This is a genomic window from Mesorhizobium sp. P2_A12, from assembly GCF_056405075.1.
This window is the reverse complement of sequence record NZ_JBFUCU010000001.1, coordinates 815,547-836,755: the sequence shown is the minus strand read 5'-3', so window position 1 is coordinate 836,755 and position 21,209 is coordinate 815,547. Positions and strand designations below refer to the sequence as shown.

Annotated in this window: 20 protein-coding genes; 8 read left to right on the top strand and 12 right to left on the bottom strand. The window is 63.4% G+C overall.

Annotated elements, in window-relative coordinates; translation table 11 throughout:
* Positions 1-2 precede the first annotated feature (2 nt).
* From AC1DZU_RS03960 to AC1DZU_RS03940, 5 genes are all read right to left on the bottom strand, one after another.
* Positions 3-818, bottom strand: a complete 816-nt coding sequence (locus tag AC1DZU_RS03960; protein ID WP_477281909.1) for an ABC transporter permease — start codon at positions 816-818, stop codon at positions 3-5.
* Entirely contained in the window at positions 808-1,776 is a 969-nt protein-coding gene (locus AC1DZU_RS03955) for an ABC transporter permease (RefSeq protein WP_457154419.1), read from the bottom strand. The genes AC1DZU_RS03960 and AC1DZU_RS03955 overlap by 11 nt, the downstream gene beginning before the upstream one ends.
* Entirely contained in the window at positions 1,773-2,783 is a 1,011-nt protein-coding gene (locus AC1DZU_RS03950; protein ID WP_477281907.1) for an ABC transporter ATP-binding protein, read from the bottom strand. Before AC1DZU_RS03950 ends, AC1DZU_RS03955 begins: the two co-directional genes overlap by 4 nt.
* A 191-nt stretch (positions 2,784-2,974) precedes the next feature.
* Entirely contained in the window at positions 2,975-4,129 is a 1,155-nt protein-coding gene (locus AC1DZU_RS03945; protein WP_477281905.1) for an ABC transporter substrate-binding protein, read from the bottom strand.
* A gap of 216 nt (positions 4,130-4,345) precedes the next feature.
* A complete protein-coding gene (locus AC1DZU_RS03940) occupies positions 4,346-5,236 on the bottom strand; it encodes a class I SAM-dependent methyltransferase (protein WP_477281903.1) in 891 nt (296 codons plus the stop codon).
* 31 nt (positions 5,237-5,267) lie between these two features.
* On the opposite strand from AC1DZU_RS03940, the gene AC1DZU_RS03935 reads away from it, so the two are divergent.
* Complete coding sequence (locus AC1DZU_RS03935) at positions 5,268-5,750, top strand: helix-turn-helix domain-containing protein (RefSeq protein ID WP_477281901.1); 483 nt, start codon at positions 5,268-5,270, stop codon at positions 5,748-5,750.
* Between the two features lie 4 nt (positions 5,751-5,754).
* Here the strand turns inward: AC1DZU_RS03935 and AC1DZU_RS03930 are convergent, their stop codons facing one another.
* Positions 5,755-6,660, bottom strand: coding sequence for a LysR family transcriptional regulator (locus tag AC1DZU_RS03930; RefSeq protein WP_457154613.1), 906 nt, complete (start codon positions 6,658-6,660; stop codon positions 5,755-5,757).
* A gap of 100 nt (positions 6,661-6,760) precedes the next feature.
* Between AC1DZU_RS03930 and AC1DZU_RS03925 the strand changes: the two genes are divergently transcribed.
* Positions 6,761-7,063, top strand: coding sequence for an ATP-binding protein (locus AC1DZU_RS03925; protein WP_477281898.1), 303 nt, complete (start codon positions 6,761-6,763; stop codon positions 7,061-7,063).
* A 78-nt stretch (positions 7,064-7,141) separates the two neighbouring features.
* Here AC1DZU_RS03925 and AC1DZU_RS03920 read toward each other — a convergent pair whose 3' ends face one another.
* Positions 7,142-7,918 (bottom strand): DeoR/GlpR family DNA-binding transcription regulator, encoded by a 777-nt coding sequence (locus tag AC1DZU_RS03920; RefSeq protein WP_095082659.1) that lies wholly within the window; start codon positions 7,916-7,918, stop codon positions 7,142-7,144.
* A gap of 430 nt (positions 7,919-8,348) precedes the next feature.
* On the opposite strand from AC1DZU_RS03920, the gene AC1DZU_RS03915 reads away from it, so the two are divergent.
* Positions 8,349-9,236, top strand: a complete 888-nt coding sequence (locus AC1DZU_RS03915) for a phosphotransferase (protein ID WP_477281896.1) — start codon at positions 8,349-8,351, stop codon at positions 9,234-9,236.
* The gene (locus AC1DZU_RS03910; protein WP_477281894.1) at positions 9,233-11,674 is read left to right on the top strand and encodes a GcvT family protein; all 2,442 of its coding nucleotides are present in this window, start codon (positions 9,233-9,235) and stop codon (positions 11,672-11,674) included. Before AC1DZU_RS03915 ends, AC1DZU_RS03910 begins: the two co-directional genes overlap by 4 nt.
* A gap of 7 nt (positions 11,675-11,681) precedes the next feature.
* On the opposite strand, the gene AC1DZU_RS03905 is transcribed toward AC1DZU_RS03910, so the two are convergent.
* Positions 11,682-12,356, bottom strand: a complete 675-nt coding sequence (locus AC1DZU_RS03905) for a class I SAM-dependent DNA methyltransferase (RefSeq protein ID WP_477281892.1) — start codon at positions 12,354-12,356, stop codon at positions 11,682-11,684.
* Positions 12,357-12,425: 69 nt separating this feature from the next.
* Here AC1DZU_RS03905 and AC1DZU_RS03900 point away from each other — a divergent pair, with 69 nt between their 5' ends.
* Positions 12,426-13,343: a phosphotransferase gene (locus tag AC1DZU_RS03900; protein WP_477281890.1), complete on the top strand. Its 918-nt coding sequence runs from the start codon at positions 12,426-12,428 to the stop codon at positions 13,341-13,343.
* Positions 13,344-13,348: 5 nt separating this feature from the next.
* Here AC1DZU_RS03900 and AC1DZU_RS03895 read toward each other — a convergent pair whose 3' ends face one another.
* From AC1DZU_RS03895 to ilvD, 3 genes are all read right to left on the bottom strand, one after another.
* Entirely contained in the window at positions 13,349-14,272 is a 924-nt protein-coding gene (locus tag AC1DZU_RS03895; RefSeq protein ID WP_477281888.1) for a DMT family transporter, read from the bottom strand.
* A gap of 178 nt (positions 14,273-14,450) precedes the next feature.
* A complete protein-coding gene (locus AC1DZU_RS03890) occupies positions 14,451-15,743 on the bottom strand; it encodes an amidohydrolase family protein (protein ID WP_477281886.1) in 1,293 nt (430 codons plus the stop codon).
* 250 nt (positions 15,744-15,993) lie between these two features.
* Entirely contained in the window at positions 15,994-17,838 is a 1,845-nt protein-coding gene (gene ilvD, locus AC1DZU_RS03885) for a dihydroxy-acid dehydratase (protein WP_477281884.1), read from the bottom strand.
* Positions 17,839-18,035: 197 nt separating this feature from the next.
* Here ilvD and AC1DZU_RS03880 point away from each other — a divergent pair, with 197 nt between their 5' ends.
* The 3 genes from AC1DZU_RS03880 (at position 18,036) to AC1DZU_RS03870 (ending at position 19,491) form a co-directional block, all read left to right on the top strand.
* Entirely contained in the window at positions 18,036-18,380 is a 345-nt protein-coding gene (locus AC1DZU_RS03880) for an ArsR/SmtB family transcription factor (RefSeq protein WP_477281882.1), read from the top strand.
* A gap of 73 nt (positions 18,381-18,453) precedes the next feature.
* Positions 18,454-18,981 carry an SRPBCC family protein gene (locus tag AC1DZU_RS03875; protein WP_477281880.1) on the top strand — a complete coding sequence of 176 codons (528 nt, stop codon included), beginning with the start codon at positions 18,454-18,456 and terminating at the stop codon, positions 18,979-18,981.
* A gap of 39 nt (positions 18,982-19,020) precedes the next feature.
* A complete protein-coding gene (locus tag AC1DZU_RS03870) occupies positions 19,021-19,491 on the top strand; it encodes a VOC family protein (RefSeq protein ID WP_477281878.1) in 471 nt (156 codons plus the stop codon).
* A 45-nt stretch (positions 19,492-19,536) separates the two neighbouring features.
* On the opposite strand, the gene AC1DZU_RS03865 is transcribed toward AC1DZU_RS03870, so the two are convergent.
* The gene (locus AC1DZU_RS03865; RefSeq protein WP_477281876.1) at positions 19,537-21,129 is read right to left on the bottom strand and encodes a peptide chain release factor 3; all 1,593 of its coding nucleotides are present in this window, start codon (positions 21,127-21,129) and stop codon (positions 19,537-19,539) included.
* Positions 21,130-21,209: the final 80 nt, after the last annotated feature.

The window sequence follows — 21,209 nt, the reverse complement described above, 5'->3', positions numbered from 1 at the left end:
ATTTACTTGCCCGAACCGGCGATCTGGTCGCCATCGCGGGTCAGGTAATAGGCGGCGAGGATCGGCAGCAGCGTCACCAGCACGACGACCATCGCGACGACATTGGTGACCGGGCGCTGGCGCGGTCGGATCAGCTCTTCCAGCATCCAGATCGGCAGTGTCTGCTGCTGGCCGGCGGTGAAGGTGGTGACGATGACCTCATCGAAGGACAGAGCGAAGGCCAGCATGCCACCGGCGAGCAGCGCGGTGGCGATGTTGGGCAGCACAACATGGCGGAAGGTCTGGAAACCGTCGGCACCGAGATCCATTGACGCCTCGATCATCGAACCCGAGGTGCGGCGGAAACGGGCCACGGCATTGTTGTAGACGACGACGACGCAGAAGGTGGCGTGGCCCAGCACGATCGTCCAGAACGAGAACGGAATGTCGGCCAGCGAAAAGGCCGAGCGCAGCGCGATGCCGGTGATGATGCCGGGCAGCGCGATCGGCAGGATGACCAGCAGCGAGATGGTTTCACGGCCGAAGAATTTGGTCCGCGACACTGCCGCCGAACAGAGCGTGCCGAGGACCAGCGCGATCGCGGTCGAGATCGCGGCAACCCTGACCGACAGCGACAGTGCCTGCCAGACATCGGGCCTGTTCCAGGTGACGGCGAACCATTGCGTGGTCAGGCCGGGCGGCGGCCAGACAAAACTCTTCTCCTCCGTCGTGAAGGCATAGACGAAGATCAGCAGGATCGGCAGATGCAGGAACAGCAGCCCGCAGGCGGCCGCCATCTTCAGGCTGAGCGGAGCCGACTGAGAACCATCAGAGCGCATCGAAGGCCCCCATGCGCTTGGCGCCCCAAAGGTAGAAGCCCATGATGACGATCGGCACGACGGTGAAGGCGGCGGCGAGCGGGATGTTGCCGGCGGTGCCTTGCTGGGAATAGACCGCCTGGCCGATGAACAGGCGCGAGGTGCCGATGATCTGCGGGATGATGTAATCGCCGAGCGTCAGCGAGAAGGTGAAGATCGATCCGGCGACGATGCCCGGCAGCGCCAGTGGGAACAGCACATTGCGAAAGGTCTGTCCCGGCGAAGCGCCCAAATCGGACGAAGCCTCGACCAGATTGCCCGGCACGCGCTCGAGCGCCGCCTGCACCGGCAGGATCATGAATGGCAGCCAGACATAGACGAAGACGATGAAGGTACCGGTGAACGACACCGACAGCGAATTGCCGCCGACGACCGGCAGCGACAGCCAGGCGTCAATCAGCCATTGCAGATGCAGCTTGCCGAACAGCCAGGTGAGGATGCCTTCCTTGGCCAGGATCAGCTTCCAGGCGTAGATCTTGACCAGATAGCTCGACCACAGCGGCAGCATGATGCCGAGATAGAACAGCGCCTTCCAGCGGCCACGGGCATAGCGCGCCGCGTAGTAGGCGATCGGAAAGGCGATGATCGCCGAGGCCAGCGTGACCAGCGCCGCCATCGTCACCGTGCGCAGGATGATGTCGAGATTGGCCGCCTGGAACAGGTCGCCATACGTCTTCAGAGTGAACTGGCGGTTGATGAGGCCGGAAAACTCGTCGATGGAGAAGAAGCTCTGCGCCAGCAGCGCGAACAGCGAGCCTATGTAAACGATGCCGAGCCACAGAACCGGCGGCAGCAGCATGAGGAGCAGCAGAACCTTGGGTCTGCGCCAGAAGAGATCCGATAGCGCGCCGCGCAAGCCACCGCTGCCCGGCAGGATGGCGGGCGCAGTGGCGCGCGGGATGGCGGCGTCGAGGCTCATACCGGCTCGTCCATCAGATGCAGGTGCTCGCGGTTGAAGGTGAGCACGACCGCCTCGCCTTCCACAGGCAGGGCGTTGCCGGCCGACACGATGGCGTGCAGCTTCAATCCGTCGGCATCGAGCGCGAGTTTTGTCGTGGCGCCGAGATAGTTGGTCGAGACGAGGCGAGCGGAAACGCCTTCGCCACTTGCCGCCCCCTTGGCCGTGCGGCCGACGCGAATGGATTCAGGCCGCAGGCTGCCCCAGCGATGCTGGCCGCAATAGCGCTGGACGAAATCGGGCGGCAGCACGTTGGAGGAACCGACGAAATCGGCGACAAAGCGGGTCTTCGGCCGCTGGTAGATATCCTCCGGCGTGCCGATCTGCATGATCTTGCCGTCATTGAAGACGGCGACGCGGTCGGCCATCGACAGCGCCTCGCCCTGGTCGTGAGTGACGAAGACGAAGGTGATGCCGAGCACTTTCTGCAGCGACTTCAGCTCCTCCTGCATGTTCTCGCGCAGCTTGAGGTCGAGGGCGCCGAGCGGCTCGTCGAGCAGCAGCACCTTGGGCTGGTTGACCAGCGCACGGGCGAGCGCGACGCGCTGGCGCTGGCCGCCGGAAAGCTGGCCGGGGCGGCGGGCGCCATAGCCCGGCAGCCGCACCAGCGACAGCGCCTCTTCAGCCGCCTTGTGCCGTTCCGCCTTGCCGATGCCCTTGACCATGAGGCCATAGGCAACATTGTCGAGCACGCTCAGATGCGGGAACAGCGCGTAATCCTGGAACACGGTGTTGACGTTGCGGCGATAGGGCGGCACGCCCTCGGCGCGTTCGCCGAAGATCGAGATCGAGCCCGAGGTCGGCTGCTCGAAGCCGGCGATGAGGCGCAGGCACGTGGTCTTGCCGGAACCGGACGGCCCGAGCATGGCGAAGAACTCGCCCGGCGCGATATCGAGATCGACCGCGTCGACGGCGCGAATGCTGCCGAAATGGCGCGAGGCTTTCTGGAAGGAAACGGCGGTGGTCATGGGTTGTCCTGATCTGTCAGGCTCATCAAAATCAAGCGGCTGCACTGCCCCTCATCCGCCTGCCGGCACCTTCTCCCCGTATAGTGACGGGGAGAAGAAAGCGCTCCAACGCTGGCGACCCCCTTCTCCCCGTTCTTCACGGGGAGAGGGTAAGGGTGAGGGGCAGCGCCGAGCTCAGCAAAGAGGCGAAATCACCTCCCGCCGATGACGCCGATATAGTCCGACACCCAGCGGTAATAGGGCACGCACTGGTCGTTCTCGGTGGCGCATTTCGACACCGGCGTCTTCCAGAACTTGATCTTGTCGAAATTGTCGTAGCCGTTGGTCTTGCAGCCTTCGTCGGTCAACAGCTCGTTGCCCTTGCAGGCGGCGGGCACGACCGGCAGCGAACCGAACCAGGCCGAGACATCGCCCTGCACTTTCGGCGACAAGGAATGTTCCATCCACATATAAGCGCAGTTCGGATTGGCGGAGTCGGCCTCCATCATGGTGGTGTCGGCCCAGCCGGTGACGCCTTCTTCCGGCACGGTCGACGCGACCGGTTTCTTGGCGGCGACCAGCGCATTGACCTGATACGGCCACGAGCCGGAAGCAACGACGCCTTCGTTCTGGAAATCGTCGACCTGGATGGCGGCGTCATGCCAGTAGCGGCCGACCAGCGTGCGCTGGACGCGCAACAACTCGAGCGCTGCCTTGTACTGGTCCTCGTTCAGTTCGTAGGGATCCTTGATGCCGAGCTCCGGCTTATGGAACATCAGATAGTTGGCGGCATCGGCGATATGGATTGGCCCGTCATAGGCCTGGACGCGGCCCTTGTTGGACTTGCCGTCCGGCAGCTTCATTTCCTCGAAGACGATGTTCCAGCTCTTGGGCGCTTCCTTGAACACCTCGGTGTTGTACATCAGGACGTTCGGACCCCACTGGTAGGGAACGCCGTAGTGGACGCCGCCGACGGTGAACCACGGGGCGTCCTTGAGGCGTTCGTCGACCGTCTTCCAGCTCGGGATGAGATCGGTGTTGATCGGCTGCACGCGCTTGCCGGCAACGAGGCGCAGCGACGCATCGCCTGAAGCGGTAACGAGGTCGAAGCCGCCCTCGTTCATCAGCGAGACCATCTCGTCGGAGGTGTTGGCGGTCTTGACGTTGACCTTGCAGCCGGTTTCCTTCTCGAAGGAGGTCACCCAGTCATAACCCTTGTCGGTTTCGCCGCGTTCGATGTAGCCCGGCCAGGCAACGATGTTGACCTGACCTTCGCCCTTGCCAATTTCCTTGACCTGGGCGACGGCCTGACCGGAGAAGGTCAGCGCCACCGTCAAAACAGTGCATGACTTCAGGAATGAATTCATCATCGATCTCCCATTTTGGCGCCTGACCCCGAAAGCCGGTTTCGGTCTTCGCTAGGGGTCACGCGCGGACTGAAAAACTGTCAGTTCGTGCGTTGGACTTGATGTCGCTCTGGTGGCGACTTTGGTCCCTAGACCGAAAGTGCTTTGAAAATTCCGGTTTCGCAAATTCATTTATCAGAAAGGCGATATCGGTTTTTCCGATAGATCGATGCCCCTTCAAGCCAACGCCGTCACCAGCCAGCAGGCGGCGTTGAAGCGAGCCTCACCATCCTCCACGAAAGGCGCGAACGCAGCAGGCAACACCGCGGTGATTTTTTCGGCCGTTGCCCGGTCAACCTCACGTAACGCGGCGCCGACCGGCCCTAATCGGGTGACAAACGTCATCAGATCATCTTCGGCGATCTGACACGGGACATCCACCTGTTCGACTTCGATTGACGACCAGCCGCTCGCTTCAAGAATACGCTTCACCTTGGCGGCGTTGGCAAAGGCAAACTGCCCCGGCGCATCGGGGTCCGGCGCGGGTGCGGGCGGCAGGAAAGGCGCAGCCGCTCGCGCGGCGGTCGTCATGAAATCATTCTCGGCCGGACTGCGCCAAGCAACAAAGGTGAGTTTGCCACCGCGGCTTGCGGCCTGTCTTATGTTGGCGAACGCAGCCACGGGATCATCGAAGAACATGACACCAAAACGCGAGACAACAGCGTCGAAGTTCCCGACTTCGAACGCATACGTCTGGGCATCGCCCACTTCAAAACTTGCGTTTGCTACCTCTTCTGCCCCCTTGCGTTTCGTCGCCAAGGCGACAAGCGGCTGTGAGATGTCGAGCCCAACACAACGTCCGTCGTTGCCCACGCGGCGCGCCATCGCCAGAGTCGTGGCGCCGGCGCCGCAGCCGATGTCCAGGACATTGCCCCCTTCCCCGGGATAGCCGGCATCGACTACCAGCCGCTCGAACGGCGCCATTACCTGGTCGAGGATCGGTTGCATCTCAACCCAGGCCTTTCCGCTGGCATCGTTCCAGAGCGCGGCTTGCCGTGTGTTTGGCTGCGCGGATTGCGGCATGACGGACCTCGCTTTTCTGTTGCTCTCACCGATCGTCGCGAGCACTTTACGAGTTCAAGCCGACTTGAGGTCAAGCATGAAAGATATGGACATTGCCGAAGTGTCGCGCCGCACCGGCGTACCCGCCTCGACGCTTCGCTACTATGAGGAGAAGGGCCTCATCGCCTCAATCGGCCGTCGCGGCCTGCGCCGCTTGTTCGACCCGGCCGTCCTGGAACGGCTCGCCTTGATCTCGCTTGGACGCGCCGGTGGATTCGCACTGGACGAGATTTCCGCGATGCTGAGGCCCGACGGCCTGCCGAAAATGGATCGAGGGCGCCTGGATGCCAAGGCGGACGAACTGGACCGCACCATCCAGCGCCTGACCGCGATCCGAGAGGCTTTGCGTCACGCCGCCCGATGTCCGGCCGCCCGGCCGATGGAGTGTCCGACGTTCCGCCGCGCCGTCAGGCTTGCCGGCGCTGGCCGCTTCGAGGTTGCTCCGATCGGGTCGTTCAAGGCGGAGGCGGTTTCCGTCACAAGGCGCAAGCGCGAGACTGGAGACGTCAGGCTGGAGTAGGCCACTAGCGGCGGACCGTGCGCTGTGACTGGGCGAGGCCTATAAAATCGCGTGCCGCCTGCGGCAGGCCGGACCCGCGGCGCCACACCATGCCGACCTGGACCACCGGCAAGGAGCCGGAAATATCGCGCGATTCGATGCGGTCGCCTTCCAGCGACCAGGGCCGGTAGACGAGGTCGGGCAGCAGCGCCACGCCGGCGCCGGTGGCAACGAGACTGCGCACGGCTTCCACCGAACGGGTGCGGAAGGCGACATGCGGCTTGGCGCCGATCGCCGTCAGCAGCTTGCCGGTGTTCTCCTCGATCTCGTCGACTGTCAGCATGATCAGCGGCTCGAAGGCGATGTCGCCAATGCTGATGATGTCGGCGCCGGCGAGCGGGTGGCCGAGCGGCAGCCAGAGGCGATAGGCCGAGACCTCGAGGATTTCCGACTGCAGTGCCGTGCGGTCGCGCAGGTTGGAGGTGACCATGACGGCGATGTCGAGCTTGCCGCCGATCAAGAGATGTTCGAGATAGTCGCCATTGTCTTCGATGGCCGAGACCTCGACGCCGGGATAGGCGCGGCGGTAGCGGGCAAGAAGGTCCGACAGCACGTAGCCGGCGACCATCGAGGTGACGCCGAGTTGCAGCCGGCCGCCCGCGGCTGCCTGTTCGCCGGAGAAGGAGCGGCGTGCATCCGAAACGTCGGCAAGGATTTTCGTCGCATGGCGCAGGAACTGGTGGCCCTTGTGGGTGATGTTCAGGCCGCGCGGATGGCGTTCGAACAGTTCGACCCCGAGATCGCTTTCGAGTTCCTTGATCGCTTCGGTGACCGAGGATTGCGAGATCGAGAGGTTCTGCGCGGCACCCGACACCGTGCCTTGCTCGGCGACGGCGATGAAGAACTGCAACTGGCGGATGGTGAAGGCCATGGCCGGACTAAACACCGGCGCGCAAGGGAAGGAAAGCCGACGGCAGAGCTTATCCCGAGACTGGTGACTGGTGCCGCGGGCTCAGCCTCGCGCCCGCCTGATGCGCCGTCATTGTCGACCTCGCGCCGATGGCGTTTTCGGCAGGGTGCGAGATGTCGTTCGAGCCGACGAGAGAGACAGTTTTCGTCATCGGGGTGCGGGACGAAGGCGGCGGCGTGGCACCGGGCGAGCGGGAGCGCATCTTCGACCCTTCTACCGGCCGCGCCCGCACGATCATGGCGCCGGGCTTGGCCTCAACCTGGTGCAGGAAATCATGCAATTGCACGGCGGGCGGATCGAGATCCTCGACGGCAGACCGAGCGGCGCCTATTTCCGTATGACTTTTCGGACTCTGCCGGCATAGGCATTTCCGCAGGCGGCCACCGCGCCGCCGGCGCGTTTGAGATCCAATTGCTGGTGTTCGGCCAGACTCTTGCGGATCTTAGAATCCGGCTGCGTCGCCGGCTATGCTGAGCCGAGCGCCGGCTTGCGAGAGGGCGGCGGCAATGTCGCGCGACGGCGACCGGTCGGTGGCGAGTTCGGAAAACCCGTCGAGGCCGCAGACTTGGACCAAGCCCAGGCGGCCGAACTTGGTGTGATCGGTGACGACGAGCGAACGCTGGCCCCGCGACAGCACCATGCGGGCGAACTCGGCTTCTTCCAGATCGTAGTCCATGACGCCCATCACCGCATCGACTGCGCCGGTGGAGATGATGGCATGGCTGACCGAGAAACGGCTGACGAAGTCGATGGCCGAGGCCCCGAAGGCAGCGCCTGAATCGCTGCGCAATTCGCCGCCGGCCATGTAGACCTTGTTGCCGTTGACGGTGGCCAGCGTGCGGGCGATGTCCGACGAGTTGGTGACGACCGTCAGGCGCCGGTGGCCGAGCAGCTCACGGGCCAGGAACGAGGTTGTCGTGCCGGTGTCGAGCATGATCGATTCACCGTCGCGGATGGTGGCGGCCACCATGCGGGCAATGATCCGCTTGGCATCTGCATTCTCGCGCATGCGCCGTTCGAATGGCGCTTCGCCGATCATTGACGGCAGGCCGATGGCGCCATGCATCTTGAGGACGGAGCCGTCGCCGGTGAGTGGCTTGACGTCACGGCGCACGGTCTCGAGTGAAACGCCCAGCCGGTCGGCCAGGCTGGCGATGGTGACGGTCCCCTCTTCCTGCAGCAGCCGCAGGATCTCGCCGTGTCGTTTTGAATGAACCATTTGGGTTTCCCGGACTTAGCCCTTTTGCCCGATTCTAAGCTAATTCGAGCGGTTTTAAAGGAATTGCCTGTGCTTTCGGGCAAAATACCCAAAAAAAGTCACAACTTTTTGTTGACAGGCAGGCAACCTTGGCGTGAAATTGAGTTATCAAACACGGGTTTCGGAGCTGCAACGGGAGGGTGATGGCAGAGCCGCAACTCACTGACCAGGCAGTTTTGAACGTGTCTGGCGCAAGGAATTTTCAGATCCGCGGGGGCGGATGCCGGGGTCAAAAACCTGGCGAAGGGGCTCGTCGGTGCGGTGCGGGATACCGATCCTGGCGTCTCGCACCGACGAGGTTTTTTCGTTTCTCCTCGCTGTCGTTGGGCTGTCCGTGGCGCCCTTGTCGACACTCAGCAAAGTCGACGCTCAGCAAACCAGGGATGATTCCGTGATTGCCGAAGACCGCATCCGCGCCCTGCCCTGCTGGACCGGCAGCATCGAGATTGCGCCGCTGCCGGGAGGCCTGAGCAACGCCAATTATGTAGTCAAGGACGCGGCTGGAAAGCACGTCGTGCGCTTCGGCAGGGACTATCCGTTCCATCATGTCTTTCGCGAGCGTGAGGTGATGACCGCACGCGCGGCGCATGCCGCCGGTTTCGCGCCAGCCGTTCTGCATGCCGAACCGGGCATCCTGGTGACGGAATACCTTGGTGCGAAAACCTATCTTGCACAGGACGTGCGCGCCAATCTTGGTCGTGTCGCAGCCCTGATGCGCGGCTTCCACCGGGAGATGCCCAATCACGTCTCCGGCGCCGGCTTCATGTTCTGGGTGTTCCACGTCATTCGCGACTATGCGCGCACGCTTGAAGAAGGCGGCAGCCGCAAGCGCAGCGAATTGCCGCGTCTGCTGACGCTGGCCGACGAGCTGGAGCGTGCGCAGAAATTGCTGCCGATCGTCTTCGGCCACAATGATCTTTTGCCGGCTAATATTCTCGACGACGGCAGTAGGCTGTGGCTGATCGACTTCGAATACGCCGGCTTCAACACTGCGATGTTCGACCTTGCCGGCGTCGCCTCGAATGCCGGCATGAGCGACGAGGAATCCTTCGCCTTCCTGACCGCCTATTTCATGAAGGAACCGGACCAGGCGATCCGCCGCTCGCACGCGGCCATGCAATGCGCCTCGCTGCTGCGCGAGGCGATGTGGAGCATGGTGTCCGAACTCTACCTCGACGCGCCCGGCATCGACTACGTCGCCTACACCGAGGAGAACCTGACGCGGCTCGAAGCCGCGCTCGATAATTACAGAACGAAGTACGGGATACAGAAATCATGACATTGCCCAGCCAGGCCGCGATCGTCGTCATTGGCGGCGGCATCATCGGCTGTTCGACGGCCTATCATTTGGCGCGTGACCACAAGGCGGACGTGGTGCTGCTCGAACAGGGCAAGCTGACCTCGGGCTCGACCTGGCATGCCGCGGGCCTTGTCGGGCAATTGCGCTCGTCGGCCTCGATCACCCGCGTGCTCAAATATTCCGTCGACCTCTACAAAGGGCTGGAGGCCGAAACCGGCCTTGCCACCGGCTGGAAGATGACCGGCTGCCTGCGCCTCGCCACCAATGCCGACCGCTGGACCGAGTACAAGAGGCTGGCGACGACAGCGAAAAGCTTTGGCATGGACATGCAATTGCTGTCGCCGGCGGAGGTCAAATCCATGTGGCCGCTCCTGGAAACCGGCGATCTCGTCGGCGCCTCCTGGCTGCCGACCGATGGCCAGGCGAGCCCTTCGGATATCACGCAGTCGCTGGCGAAAGGTGCGCGCATGCATGGCGCCAAACTGTTCGAGGATGTGCGCGTCACCGGCTTCGAGATGAGGGACGGCCGCATCGCGATGGTGAAGACCAGCAAGGGCGACATCGCCTGCGACAAGGTGGTCAACTGCGCCGGGCAATGGGCGCGGCAGGTTGGCGCGATGGCTGGCATCAACGTGCCGCTGCAGCCGGTGAAGCACCAGTACATCATCACCGAGAAGATCGACGGACTGGCGACCGACGCGCCGACCATCCGCGACCCGGACCGGCGCACCTATTTCAAGGAGGAGGTCGGCGGGCTGGTGATGGGCGGTTACGAGCCCAACCCGCAGGCCTGGACGACCGGGGATGTGCCTGACGATTGGGAGTTCCGGCTCTTCGACGACGATTACGACCATTTCGAACAGCACATGCGCCAAGCGATGGCGCGCGTGCCGGCACTCGAAACCGTCGGCGTCAAGCAGATGATAAACGGGCCGGAGAGCTTTACGCCGGACGGCAATTTCATTCTCGGCGCGGCGCCCGAATGCGCCAACATGTTCGTCGGCGCCGGCTTCAACGCCTTCGGCATCGCCTCGGGTGGCGGGGCCGGCTGGGTGCTGGCGCAGTGGGTGGTCGACGGCGAAGCGCCGCTCGACCTGTGGGTTGTCGACATCAGACGCTTTTCCAACCTGCACCGCGACCGGCAATGGGTCTGCGACCGCACGCTGGAAGCCTATGGCAAGCACTATACGATCGGCTTCCCGCATGAGGAGTACGCCAGCGGGCGGCCGCGCATCGTCTCACCACTTTACAACAGGCTGAAACAGCAGCGCGCCGTGTTCGGCTCGAAGCTTGGCTGGGAAAGGCCGAACTGGTTCGCACCCGACGGCGTCGAGCCGCAGGATGTCTATTCGATGGGTCGCCAGAACTGGTTTGCGGCAGTCGGCGACGAGCACCGGCACGTGCGCGAGAAGGTCGGCATCTTCGATCAATCCTCCTTTGCCAAATACGAATTGAGCGGACCTGACGCGCTGAAGGCGCTGGACTGGATCTGCGCCAACGACGTCAGCAAACCGGTCGGCCGGCTGACCTACACGCAGCTTCTCAACACGCGCGGCGGCATCGAGGCGGACCTGACCGTGGCGCGGCTGGCCGAGGAGAAATTCTACATCGTCACCGGCACCGGGTTCCGCACGCATGATTCCTCATGGATCGGCGACCATATCGGCGAAGGGCTCGATGCCACGCTTGTCGATGTCACCGAGGATTTCGGCACGCTGTCGCTGATGGGGCCTCGGGCCCGCGACGTGCTTTCTGCCGTGACTGAAGCGGACGTGTCAAACACCAGGTTCCCGTTCGGCCATGTGCGCGAGATTGCCATTGCCGGCCACACAATTCGGGCGCTGCGCGTCACCTATGTCGGCGAGCTCGGCTGGGAACTGCATGTGCCGATCGCGGCGACAGGCGAAGTCTTCGATGCACTGATGGCGGCAGGCCAGCAGCATGACATCCGCCCGGTCGGCTATCGCGCCCTGGAATCGCTGCGGCTGGAAAAGGGTTATCGCGCCTGGGGCTCCGACATCACGCCCAACGACACGCCGCAGGAAGCCGGCTTGGGTTGGGCGGTCAAGCTGCGCAAGAACACCGATTTCGTTGGACGTCGCGCGCTCGAGAAGACCAGCGGCGCGGCACTGAAGAAACGCTTTGCCGGCTTCACTGTCGTTGACCCAGAGATCGTGCTGCTCGGCCGCGAGACCATCCTGCGCAATGGCGAGCCGGTCGGCTATCTCACCAGCGGTGGCTATGGTTACACGGTGAGCCAGAACATCGGCTACGGCTATGTGCGCAACGCCGACGGGGTGAGCGACGATTTTCTCGCCTCGGGCGACTATGAACTGGTCGTGGCGATGGAGCGGACGCCGGCCCAAATCCATCTCGAGCCGATGTACGATCCGACAGCCGCCCGGGTAAAAATGTAGAACAGCGTCAAAGCGTCGATCGGGTGACGCGCAGGGCGAGACCACGGCTCGGCACGGTGTCGGCCTCGCCCGGCATGGAGACGTAAGGACGCGTTTCCTCGATGCGAGTGACGAGGCCTTGCGCTTCGAGTTCGGCGATGCGCGCGGCAAAGCCGGCTTCCCACAGCGTGTTCTTGACCGTCAGCACGATGATACCACCCGGCCGGCAGATGCGGATCAGCTCGTCCAGCCCTTCGGCGCCGACATGGCCGGAGGTGAAGACGCCGGCCGAAATGATGCCGGCATAGGCATCGTCGGCAAACGGCAGCTTGCCGCCGAGCGCCAGGCAATGCAGCGCCGAATAGACCCCCTTGCGGGCGGCCTGGGCCAGCATGCCTTCCGAAATGTCGAGCGCCTCGACCAAGGGGTAGCCTGTTATATCAAGCCATTCGCCGATGAGCCCGGTGCCGGCTCCCGCATCGAGCAGCGGTGCGGCACCGCGCGGCAGATGGCGGGCCAGCAAGGCAAGGCAGATCGTCGGATGGCGATAGCCGGCGGCCGACATGTCGGCGTCATAGGTCTGCGACCAGCGGTCATAGAGTGCCGCGACGTCCTCTGGCCGTTTCGCCGCGTAGGCCGCAGCAAGCGGGCCCCGATGTTTGCTGTGCGCCACTTTTGTCCTATCCACCAATCGGTCTTGCATCGCATGATAGCCAAAGCACGAAAATTGTGGAACCGTCGCCGCGACAAATAACAGCGTGGGGGCGCAGGCATGGTGACAGACGAAGCGCGTGCGGCACTTGCCGACATTTCCTTGGCCACCATTCCCATGCTGGCCGGCTACACCGGGCCGCTCGAACGGCTCGGCGGCCTAACCAATCTGGTCTTCAAGGCTGGCGAGTTCTGCCTGCGCATTCCCGGCAAGGGCACCGAGGAATACATCAACCGCGCCAACGAAGCGGTGGCGGCGCGCGAAGCTGCAAAGGCGGGGGTCAGTCCAGAGGTGCTACATGTCGATCCCGCCACCGGGGTCATGGTGACGCGCTTCATCGCTGGCGCGGAGACGATGTCGCCGGAGAAATTCAAGGTCCGGCCCGGCAGTCCGGCGCGGGCCGGCGAGGCTTTCCGCAAGCTGCACCATTCTGGCGCGGTGTTCCCCTTCCGCTTCGAACTGTTTGCGATGATCGACGACTATCTCAAGGTGCTGTCGACCAAGGACGTCGCCCTGCCCACCGGCTATCACGATGTTGTGCGCGAGGCCGGGAGCGTGCGCTCGGCGCTGGCCGCCCATCCCTTGCCTCTCGCCGCCTGCCATTGCGATCCGCTGTGCGAGAACTTTCTCGATGCCGGCGACAGGATGTGGATCGTCGACTGGGAATATTCGGGCATGAACGATCCGCTCTGGGATCTCGGCGACCTCAGCGTGGAAGGCAAATTCGATACGGCGCAGGACGAAGAGATGATGCGCGCCTATTTTGGCGGCGAGGCCAGAGCGGCCGAGCGCGGGCGAATCGTCATCTACAAGGCGATGTGCGACCTGTTGTGGACATTGTGGGGACTGATCCAGCTTGCCAACAGCAATCCGGTCGACGACTTCCGCGCCTATGCCGACGGGCGTTTCGCGCGCTGCAAGGCGTTGATGGAGACGCCGGAGTTTGCACGACACCTGGCGGCGATCCGCCTGGGTTAGGAAACCTAATTGACGCCCTTTGGCACGTTTTCGGGCGGCACCGTGGTGTCGACCACTTTCTGGCGGTGGAAAATGAACAGGCCGGCGAGAACGACGATGCCTGAGCCGATCAGGATACGCGGGCCGGGAACGTCACCGAAGAACACCAGCCCGAACACCACCGCCCACAGGAGCAGCGTGTAATGCAGCGGCGCCAGCGTCGAGGCCGGGGCCAGCTTGAGCGCCCTGGTGATCATCAGATGCGCGCCGCATGAAACGATGCCGAGCAGCAGCATGGCGCCGAAATCGAGCGCCGACGGCGTCTGCCAGGCGCCGACGGTTAGCACGCCGCCGACCACCATCGTGCCGATGGTCTGCCATGTCACCAGATTGGTGTCGCTGGTGCCGCGCAGCCGCCGGTTGAGAATGATGGCGAAGGCGAAGGCAATGCTGCCGGCGAGCGCGAAGCTCGACGACAGCGAGAACGCCGCCGAGGATGGTTTCAGCATGATCAGCACGCCGCAGAAGCCGAGCAGGATCGCCATCCAGCGGCGCCAGCCGACCTTCTCGCCAAGCAACAAATGCGAGAGTGCCGCGACATAGATCGGTCCGGCCATGTAGAAGCTCATCACGTCGGCAAGCGGCAGGTAGACGACGGCGGCATAGAACAGTGCCGTGTCGAGCGTTGTCATCACCACGCGCAGCAGCTGCAGCTCCAGGCGCTCCATGTGAAACAGCTTGGCCGTGCCCTGGTGGGCGATCATCGGGCCAAGCACGAAGAACGCGCCGATGGAACGGATCAGCACCACCTGGCCGACCGAGAAGCTGGCGACCAGCCACTTGCCCATGGCGTCGTTCAGCGCAAACAGGAAATCGCCGGCCAGCATCAGCAGGATGCCGGCCAGAAGCACGTTCCTGATTGTGGAATTCTGCGCCACGGGCTGCGTCATGCCGATCCCGATTCCTCCCTAGAGCATGATGCCGAAAAGTGTGAAGCGGTTTTCGGACGACATCATGCTCTATCTCTTTGATTTAGAGCCGCGTCGTAGACCGAAGCGGCTCCTTTGACGAGGAGAAATCCGGAAATCCGCAAGGCCACAACCGGGAATCGGCTGGGTCTGGCCTGTTCTATCTGGCCTGATGCGGCGTCCGGTGCCTGCGGTTCACGAGGCCGGGCCTGCCCGGAATGGACAGCCTGGTGTCCTGCTTCGACCGCTGCGCCACCACCTTGCCCCTGGCGATGACGCACAGGCGTTCGGCGCGCAGGCGCAGGGCTTCGATCGGATTGCCGGCATCCAGGATGACCAGGCTGGCGCGCTTGCCGACCGCCAGGCCGAGATGGTCGAGCCCCATGATCGACGCGTTGACATTGGTGACCATGTCGAAGCAGCGGGCCATGTCGGCCGGGCTGGACATCTGGGCGACGTGCAGGCCCATGAAGGCGACGTCGAGCATGTCGGCGGTGCCGAGCGAATACCAGGGATCGAGCACGCAATCCTGGCCCCAGCCGACGCGGATGCCCAGCGCCTGCATCTCCTTCACCCGGGTCATACCCCGGCGCTTGGGGAAGGTGTCGTGGCGGCCCTGCAGCATGATGTTGATCAGCGGATTGGGGATCGCCGAAACACCCGCCTCGGCGATCAGCGGCAGCAATTTCGAGACATAGTAATTGTCCATCGAATGCATCGAGGTGAGATGCGAGCCGGCGACCTTGCCCTGCAGACCCAGACGCTGCGTCTCATAGGCAAGCTGCTCGATATGGCGCGACAGCGGGTCATCGGTCTCGTCGCAATGCAGGTCGACCATCAGGCCGCGCCCTGCCGCGATCTCGCACAGCTCAGTCACCGAGCGCGTTCCGTCGGCCATGGTGCGCTCGAAATGCGGGATGCCGCCGACAATGTCGACGCCCATGTCGAGCGCGCGGATGGTGTTGTCGCGTGCCCTCGGCGAGCGATAAAACCCGTCCTGAGGAAAGGCGACCAATTGCAGGTCGATATACGGGGCGATCGTCTTCTTGACCTCGAGCAGCGCCTCGACCGCCAGCAGCCTGTCATCGCAGACATCGACATGGGTGCGGATGGCAAGCAGACCCATCGACACCGCCCAGTCGCAGTAGGCAAGCGCGCGGTCGCGCACCGCTTCATGCGTCAACAGCGGCTTCAACTCGCCCCACAGCGAGATGCCTTCGAGCAGGGTGCCCGACGCGTTGATGCGCGGGATGCCGTAGGAGAGCGTTGCATCCATGTGGAAATGCGGGTCGACGAAGGGCGGCGAGACCAGATTGCCACTGGCATCGATCGCCGTGCCGGCGGTGACACCGAGCTTCGGCTCGATCGCCGCGATCGTCTCGCCGACGATGCCGATGTCGGCGACCCTGCCATCAGGCAGCGTGCCCCCGCGAACGATAAGGTCGAAATCCATCCGTCGTCATCCCGCTTGAAGAATCAGCATCCTATCGTGGCGGCAAAAAATCTGCAGCGCTTGTGCCGCCCCTGATCCGCCTGCCGGCACCTTTTGCCTATACCGGGAGAAAGATGCTGCGACCTCGTCGCTCTTTGTCAACGCCTACAATTGGCGAATCGTTGGTGCCGGCCCCTTTCTCCCCGTCACTATACGGGGAGAAATGTCCGGCAGGACAATGAGGGGTAGCGCCACGCTGATGGAATTCAGCCTACTCCGGCACGAACCTGACCGCCCCCTTGGCCGCGCTGGTCGCCATCGCGGCGTAGGCGCGCAAGGCTGTGGTCACCTTGCGCTTGCGCTTTTCCTCGGGCTTCCAGGCAGCAATTCCCTTGGCCTCCATCGCCGCCCGGCGATCGGTGAGTTCAGCATCGCTGACGGCAAGGCGGATGGTCCGGTTCGGGATGTCAATCTCGACCGTATCGCCCTCCTGCACAAGGCCGATCAGACCGCCCTCGGCGGCTTCCGGCGAGACATGGCCGATCGACAGGCCGGAGGTGCCACCGGAGAAGCGGCCGTCGGTGACCAGCGCGCAGGCCTTGCCCAGCCCCTTCGACTTCAGATAGCTGGTCGGGTAGAGCATTTCCTGCATGCCGGGGCCGCCGCGCGGCCCCTCATAGCGGATGACGACCACATCACCGGCCTTGATCTCGTTGGCCAGGATCGCCTTGACGCTGGCGTCCTGGCTTTCGAACACGCGGGCCGGACCGGTGAACTTCAGGATCGATTCGTCGACGCCGGCGGTCTTCACGATGCAGCCGTCGAGCGCCAGATTGCCCTTCAACACTGCAAGGCCGCCATCTTTGGAGAAGGGGTGCTGGACGGAGCGGATAACGCCTTTCTCGCGGTCGAGGTCGAGGTCGTCCCAGCGGCGGTCCTGGCTGAAGGCAACCTGAGTCGGCACGCCGCCAGGCGCGGCGAGGAAGAAATCGCGCACGCTTTGGCTGGTCGAGCGCGAAATATCCCAATGGTCGAGCGCTTCACCCAGCGTGCGTGTGTGCACGGTCGGCAGATCGCGATTGATCAAGCCGGCATTGTCGAGCTGGCCGAGGATCGCCATGATGCCGCCGGCGCGGTGGACGTCTTCCATGTGCACATCCGCCTTGGCGGGAGCCACCTTGCATAGCACCGGCACCTTGCGTGACAGCGCGTCGATGTCATCCTGATCGAAGTTGATCTCGCCTTCATGCGCGGCGGCCAGGATGTGCAGCACGGTGTTGGTCGAGCCGCCCATGGCGATGTCGAGCGTCATGGCGTTTTCGAAGGCACCCTTCGAGGCGATGTTGCGCGGCAACGCGGCTTCATCGTCCTGCTCGTAGTAGCGCCGGGCGAGATCGACGATCAGGTGGCCGGCTTCGACGAACAGGCGCTTGCGGTCGGCATGCGTGGCCAGCGTCGAGCCGTTGCCCGGCAGTGACAGGCCAAGCGCCTCGGTCAAACAATTCATCGAATTGGCGGTGAACATGCCCGAGCAGGAACCGCAGGTCGGGCAGGCCGAACGTTCGATGACCTTGACGTCCTCGTCGGAAATCATGTCGTCGGCGGCCGCCACCATGGCGTCGACCAGGTCGAGCGCCTGCGTCTTGCCGGCCAGCACCACCTTGCCGGCTTCCATCGGCCCGCCGGAAACGAAGACGGTCGGGATGTTGAGGCGTAAGCTGGCCATCAGCATGCCGGGCGTGATCTTGTCGCAATTGGAGATGCAGACCATGGCGTCGGCGCAGTGCGCGTTGACCATGTATTCGACGGAATCGGCGATGAGCTCGCGCGACGGCAGCGAATAGAGCATGCCGTCATGGCCCATGGCGATGCCGTCATCGACGGCGATGGTGTTGAATTCCTTGGCGACGCCGCCGGCCTTCTCGATCTCGCGCGCGACCAGTTGGCCGAGGTCCTTCAGATGGACATGGCCCGGCACGAACTGGGTGAAGGAGTTGACCACCGCGATGATCGGTTTGCCGAAATCGGAATCCTTCATGCCGGTGGCGCGCCAGAGGCCGCGGGCGCCGGCCATGTTACGGCCATGGGTGGTGGTGCGGGAACGATAGGCAGGCATGAATTTTCCTTGGCTGGCTTGCTGCGCTCCATGCGGAGCGTGGCCGCGCTGAATTCGGACCGCAGGCCTTATAGACGCGCAAGCCTGGTCTGGCCACAATTTTGCAATGCGCCACGAAATCCGGATGTGCGGTTGACGAGCGGCGTTTGCCTGTATATAGCCAATCAGGTATATACCCATTTGGCTATGGATACCCGATGAACCAGCTGGACGCCACTTTTGCCGCACTCGCCGATCCGACGCGCCGCGCCATTCTTGCCCGGCTCATCCAGGGCGAAGCATCCGTGATGGAACTCGCCGAGCCTTTCGCGATGAGCCAGCCCTCGATTTCCAAGCACCTCAAGGTGCTGGAAAACGCCGGACTGATTTCACGCGGCCGCGACGCACAGCGCCGGCCGTGCCGGCTCGAAGCAAAACCGCTGGCAGAGGCCAATGACTGGCTGGAGCGTTATCGAAAGATCTGGGAAGGCAACTTCCAGCGCCTCGACGCGTTGCTCGGCGCGATGAAGGCCGAGAAAGTCCCCGACAGTACCGACCAATAGCCCGAAAACATCGCGGCCTGTGTCGGATCACCGGCCTGCCGCACGTCCTTTGGCAAACATGAGGAGGAACATCATGAGCACCACAACCTTGCCCGGTTCGACCGTCGCCACACTGACGGTGACCACGCCCAGCGACCGCGAGGTCCAGATCACCCGCATCTTCGATGCGTCGCGGCCGATGGTCTTCGACTGCTGGACGATACCCGAGTTGCTGAAGGGCTGGCTGCACGGCCCCGATGGCTGGCGGCTGGCGGTCTGCGAAATCGACCTCAGGGTTGGCGGCGCCACACGCTACGTCTGGCAGCACCGCGATGGCCGCAGCATGGGCATGAGCGGCGCCTATCGAGAAATCGTGCGTCCAGCCAGGATCGTCGCCACCGAATTGTTCGACGAAGACTGGACCGGTGGCGAAACCGTCGGGACGGTGGTCTTCACCGAACAGGGTGGGAAGACGCTGCTGACGCAGGCGGTGCTCTACGCTTCGCAAGCGGCCCGCGACGGCGCGCTCGGCACCGGCATGACCCGCGGCATGGCCGAGAGCTATGCCCAGCTCGACGCTTATCTCGCTTCACTTCAGGACGCTGCCAAAGGCGCCGCCTGACGCTTCCTTCATCCCCAAGAGAAAACGAGGAGAAAGACCATGCAAAAGATCACCACTTTCCTTTGGTTCGACGGACAGGCCGAGGAAGCCATGAACCATTACATGTCCATCTTCAAGAATTCGAAGGAGCTGAGCGTGACGCGTTGGCCCAAGGGGCATGCTGATGAGGGCAAGGTGCTGGTGGCCTCGTTCGAACTCGACGGCGTCCCGTTCCTGGCGCTCAACGGCGGACCACAATACAAGTTCACTGAGGCGATCTCACTGTCGATCGACTGCAAGACGCAGGACGAAGTCGATCATTTCTGGACCAGTCTCACAGAGGGTGGCGGCGAACCAGGACCCTGTGGCTGGCTGAAGGACAAGTTCGGTGTTTCCTGGCAGGTCGTGCCGGAACAACTGCCGCGCCTGCTGCAGGATCCGGACCGGGCCAAGGCCGGCCGGGCGATGAATGCTATGATGCAGATGGACAAGATCGACATCGCCAAGATCGAAGAAGCGGCGAAGGGGTGAGCGGGCTTCCCCTTCTCCCACAGGGGGAGAAGGCAAGATGGCGCTTCAAGCCGCCTTGTCGCGAACCTGATAGCCCTTGATCGTGGCGAAGCGGATCGCCTTCCAGCGTTCCGCTTCGTAGTTCAGCGAGAACGCGTGCTGGGCGAGGAACACCGGATCATTGTCGAGGTCGCGGGCGATGTCGCCGCGATGGGCTTCGATGAAACGTAAAACCTCGGCCTTGTCCTCGGCCGATATCCAGCGGCAGACCGAAAAGCGTGACATCTCGAACTCGACCGGGAGCGTGTATTCGAAGTTCAGCCGCTCCTTCAGGACGTCGAGCTGCAGGGCGCCGACGACGCCGACGATGGCCGGCGAGCCATCCTCGGGCGAGAACAATTGCACGACGCCCTCCTCGGCCATCTGGTGCAGCGCTTCCTTCAGCTTCTTGGCCTTCATCGCGTCACCCAAGCGGACGCGGCGCAGGATTTCCGGGGCGAAGTTGGGCACCCCTCGGAACAGGATCTCCTCGCCCTCGGTCAGCGTATCGCCGATGCGCAGCGTTCCGTGGTTGGGGATGCCGACGACGTCGCCGGCAAACGCCTCGTCGGCGGTGACGCGGGTGCGGGCAAAGAAGAATTGCGGCGCCGACAGGCTCATCGGCTTTCCGGTGCGCACCAGCTTGGCCTTCATGCCGCGCTCGAGCTTGCCCGAGCAGACGCGGACGAAGGCGATGCGGTCGCGGTGGTTGGGATCCATGTTGGCCTGGATCTTGAAGACGAAGGACGTCATCTTGTCCTCGGTCGCCTCGACCTTGCGGGCATCGGCCTCCTGCGCGCGCGGCGGCGGCCCAAAGGCGCCAAGCGCCTCGATCAGGTCGCGGACGCCATAATTGCGCAGCGCCGAGCCGAAATAGACCGGTGTCAGATGGCCCTCGCGAAAGGCGTCGATGTCGAGCGGACGGCAGGCCTCGCGCGCCAGTTCCAGCTCCTCGATGAAGGCCTCGCGCTCGTTCTCCGGCAACAGGCCGGCAACGCGGTTGGAATCGGGACCGTTGACCGGCGTGCGCTCCTTCTCGTCGTCACCCTTGCGCACCGCATTCAGCGCCAGGTGATAGGTGCCGGAAAATGTCTTGCCGCGACCGATCGGCCAGGTGATCGGTGCTGTATCCAGCGCCAGCTTCTGTTCGATCTCGTCCAAAATCTCAAACGGATCGCGGCTTTCGCGGTCCATCTTGTTGACGAAAGTGATGATCGGGATGTCGCGCAGCCGGCAGACCTCGAACAGTTTCAGCGTGCGCGGCTCGATGCCCTTGGCGGCGTCGATGACCATGACCGCGCTGTCGACCGCCGACAGCGTGCGATAGGTGTCGTCGGCGAAATCCTCGTGGCCGGGCGTGTCGAGCAGGTTGAAGACATTGTCCTCATATTCGAACGTCATCACCGAAGTGACGACCGAAATGCCGCGCTCGCGCTCGATCTTCATCCAGTCGGAGCGGGTCTGGATCCTATCCTTCTTGGCCTTGACCTCGCCGGCAAGCTGAATGGCGCCGCCGAACAGCAGCAGCTTTTCGGTGAGCGTGGTCTTGCCGGCGTCCGGGTGCGCGATGATTGCGAAGGTGCGGCGGCGCGCCACTTCTTCTTCTATTGCTTCAGGCATTGTTCAGGATTTCCGTGTGACAGGCCGGGCTTCTAGCAGCGCAGTGCCGGGCTGTCGACCGGTCCGGCGGCGCTGACGCC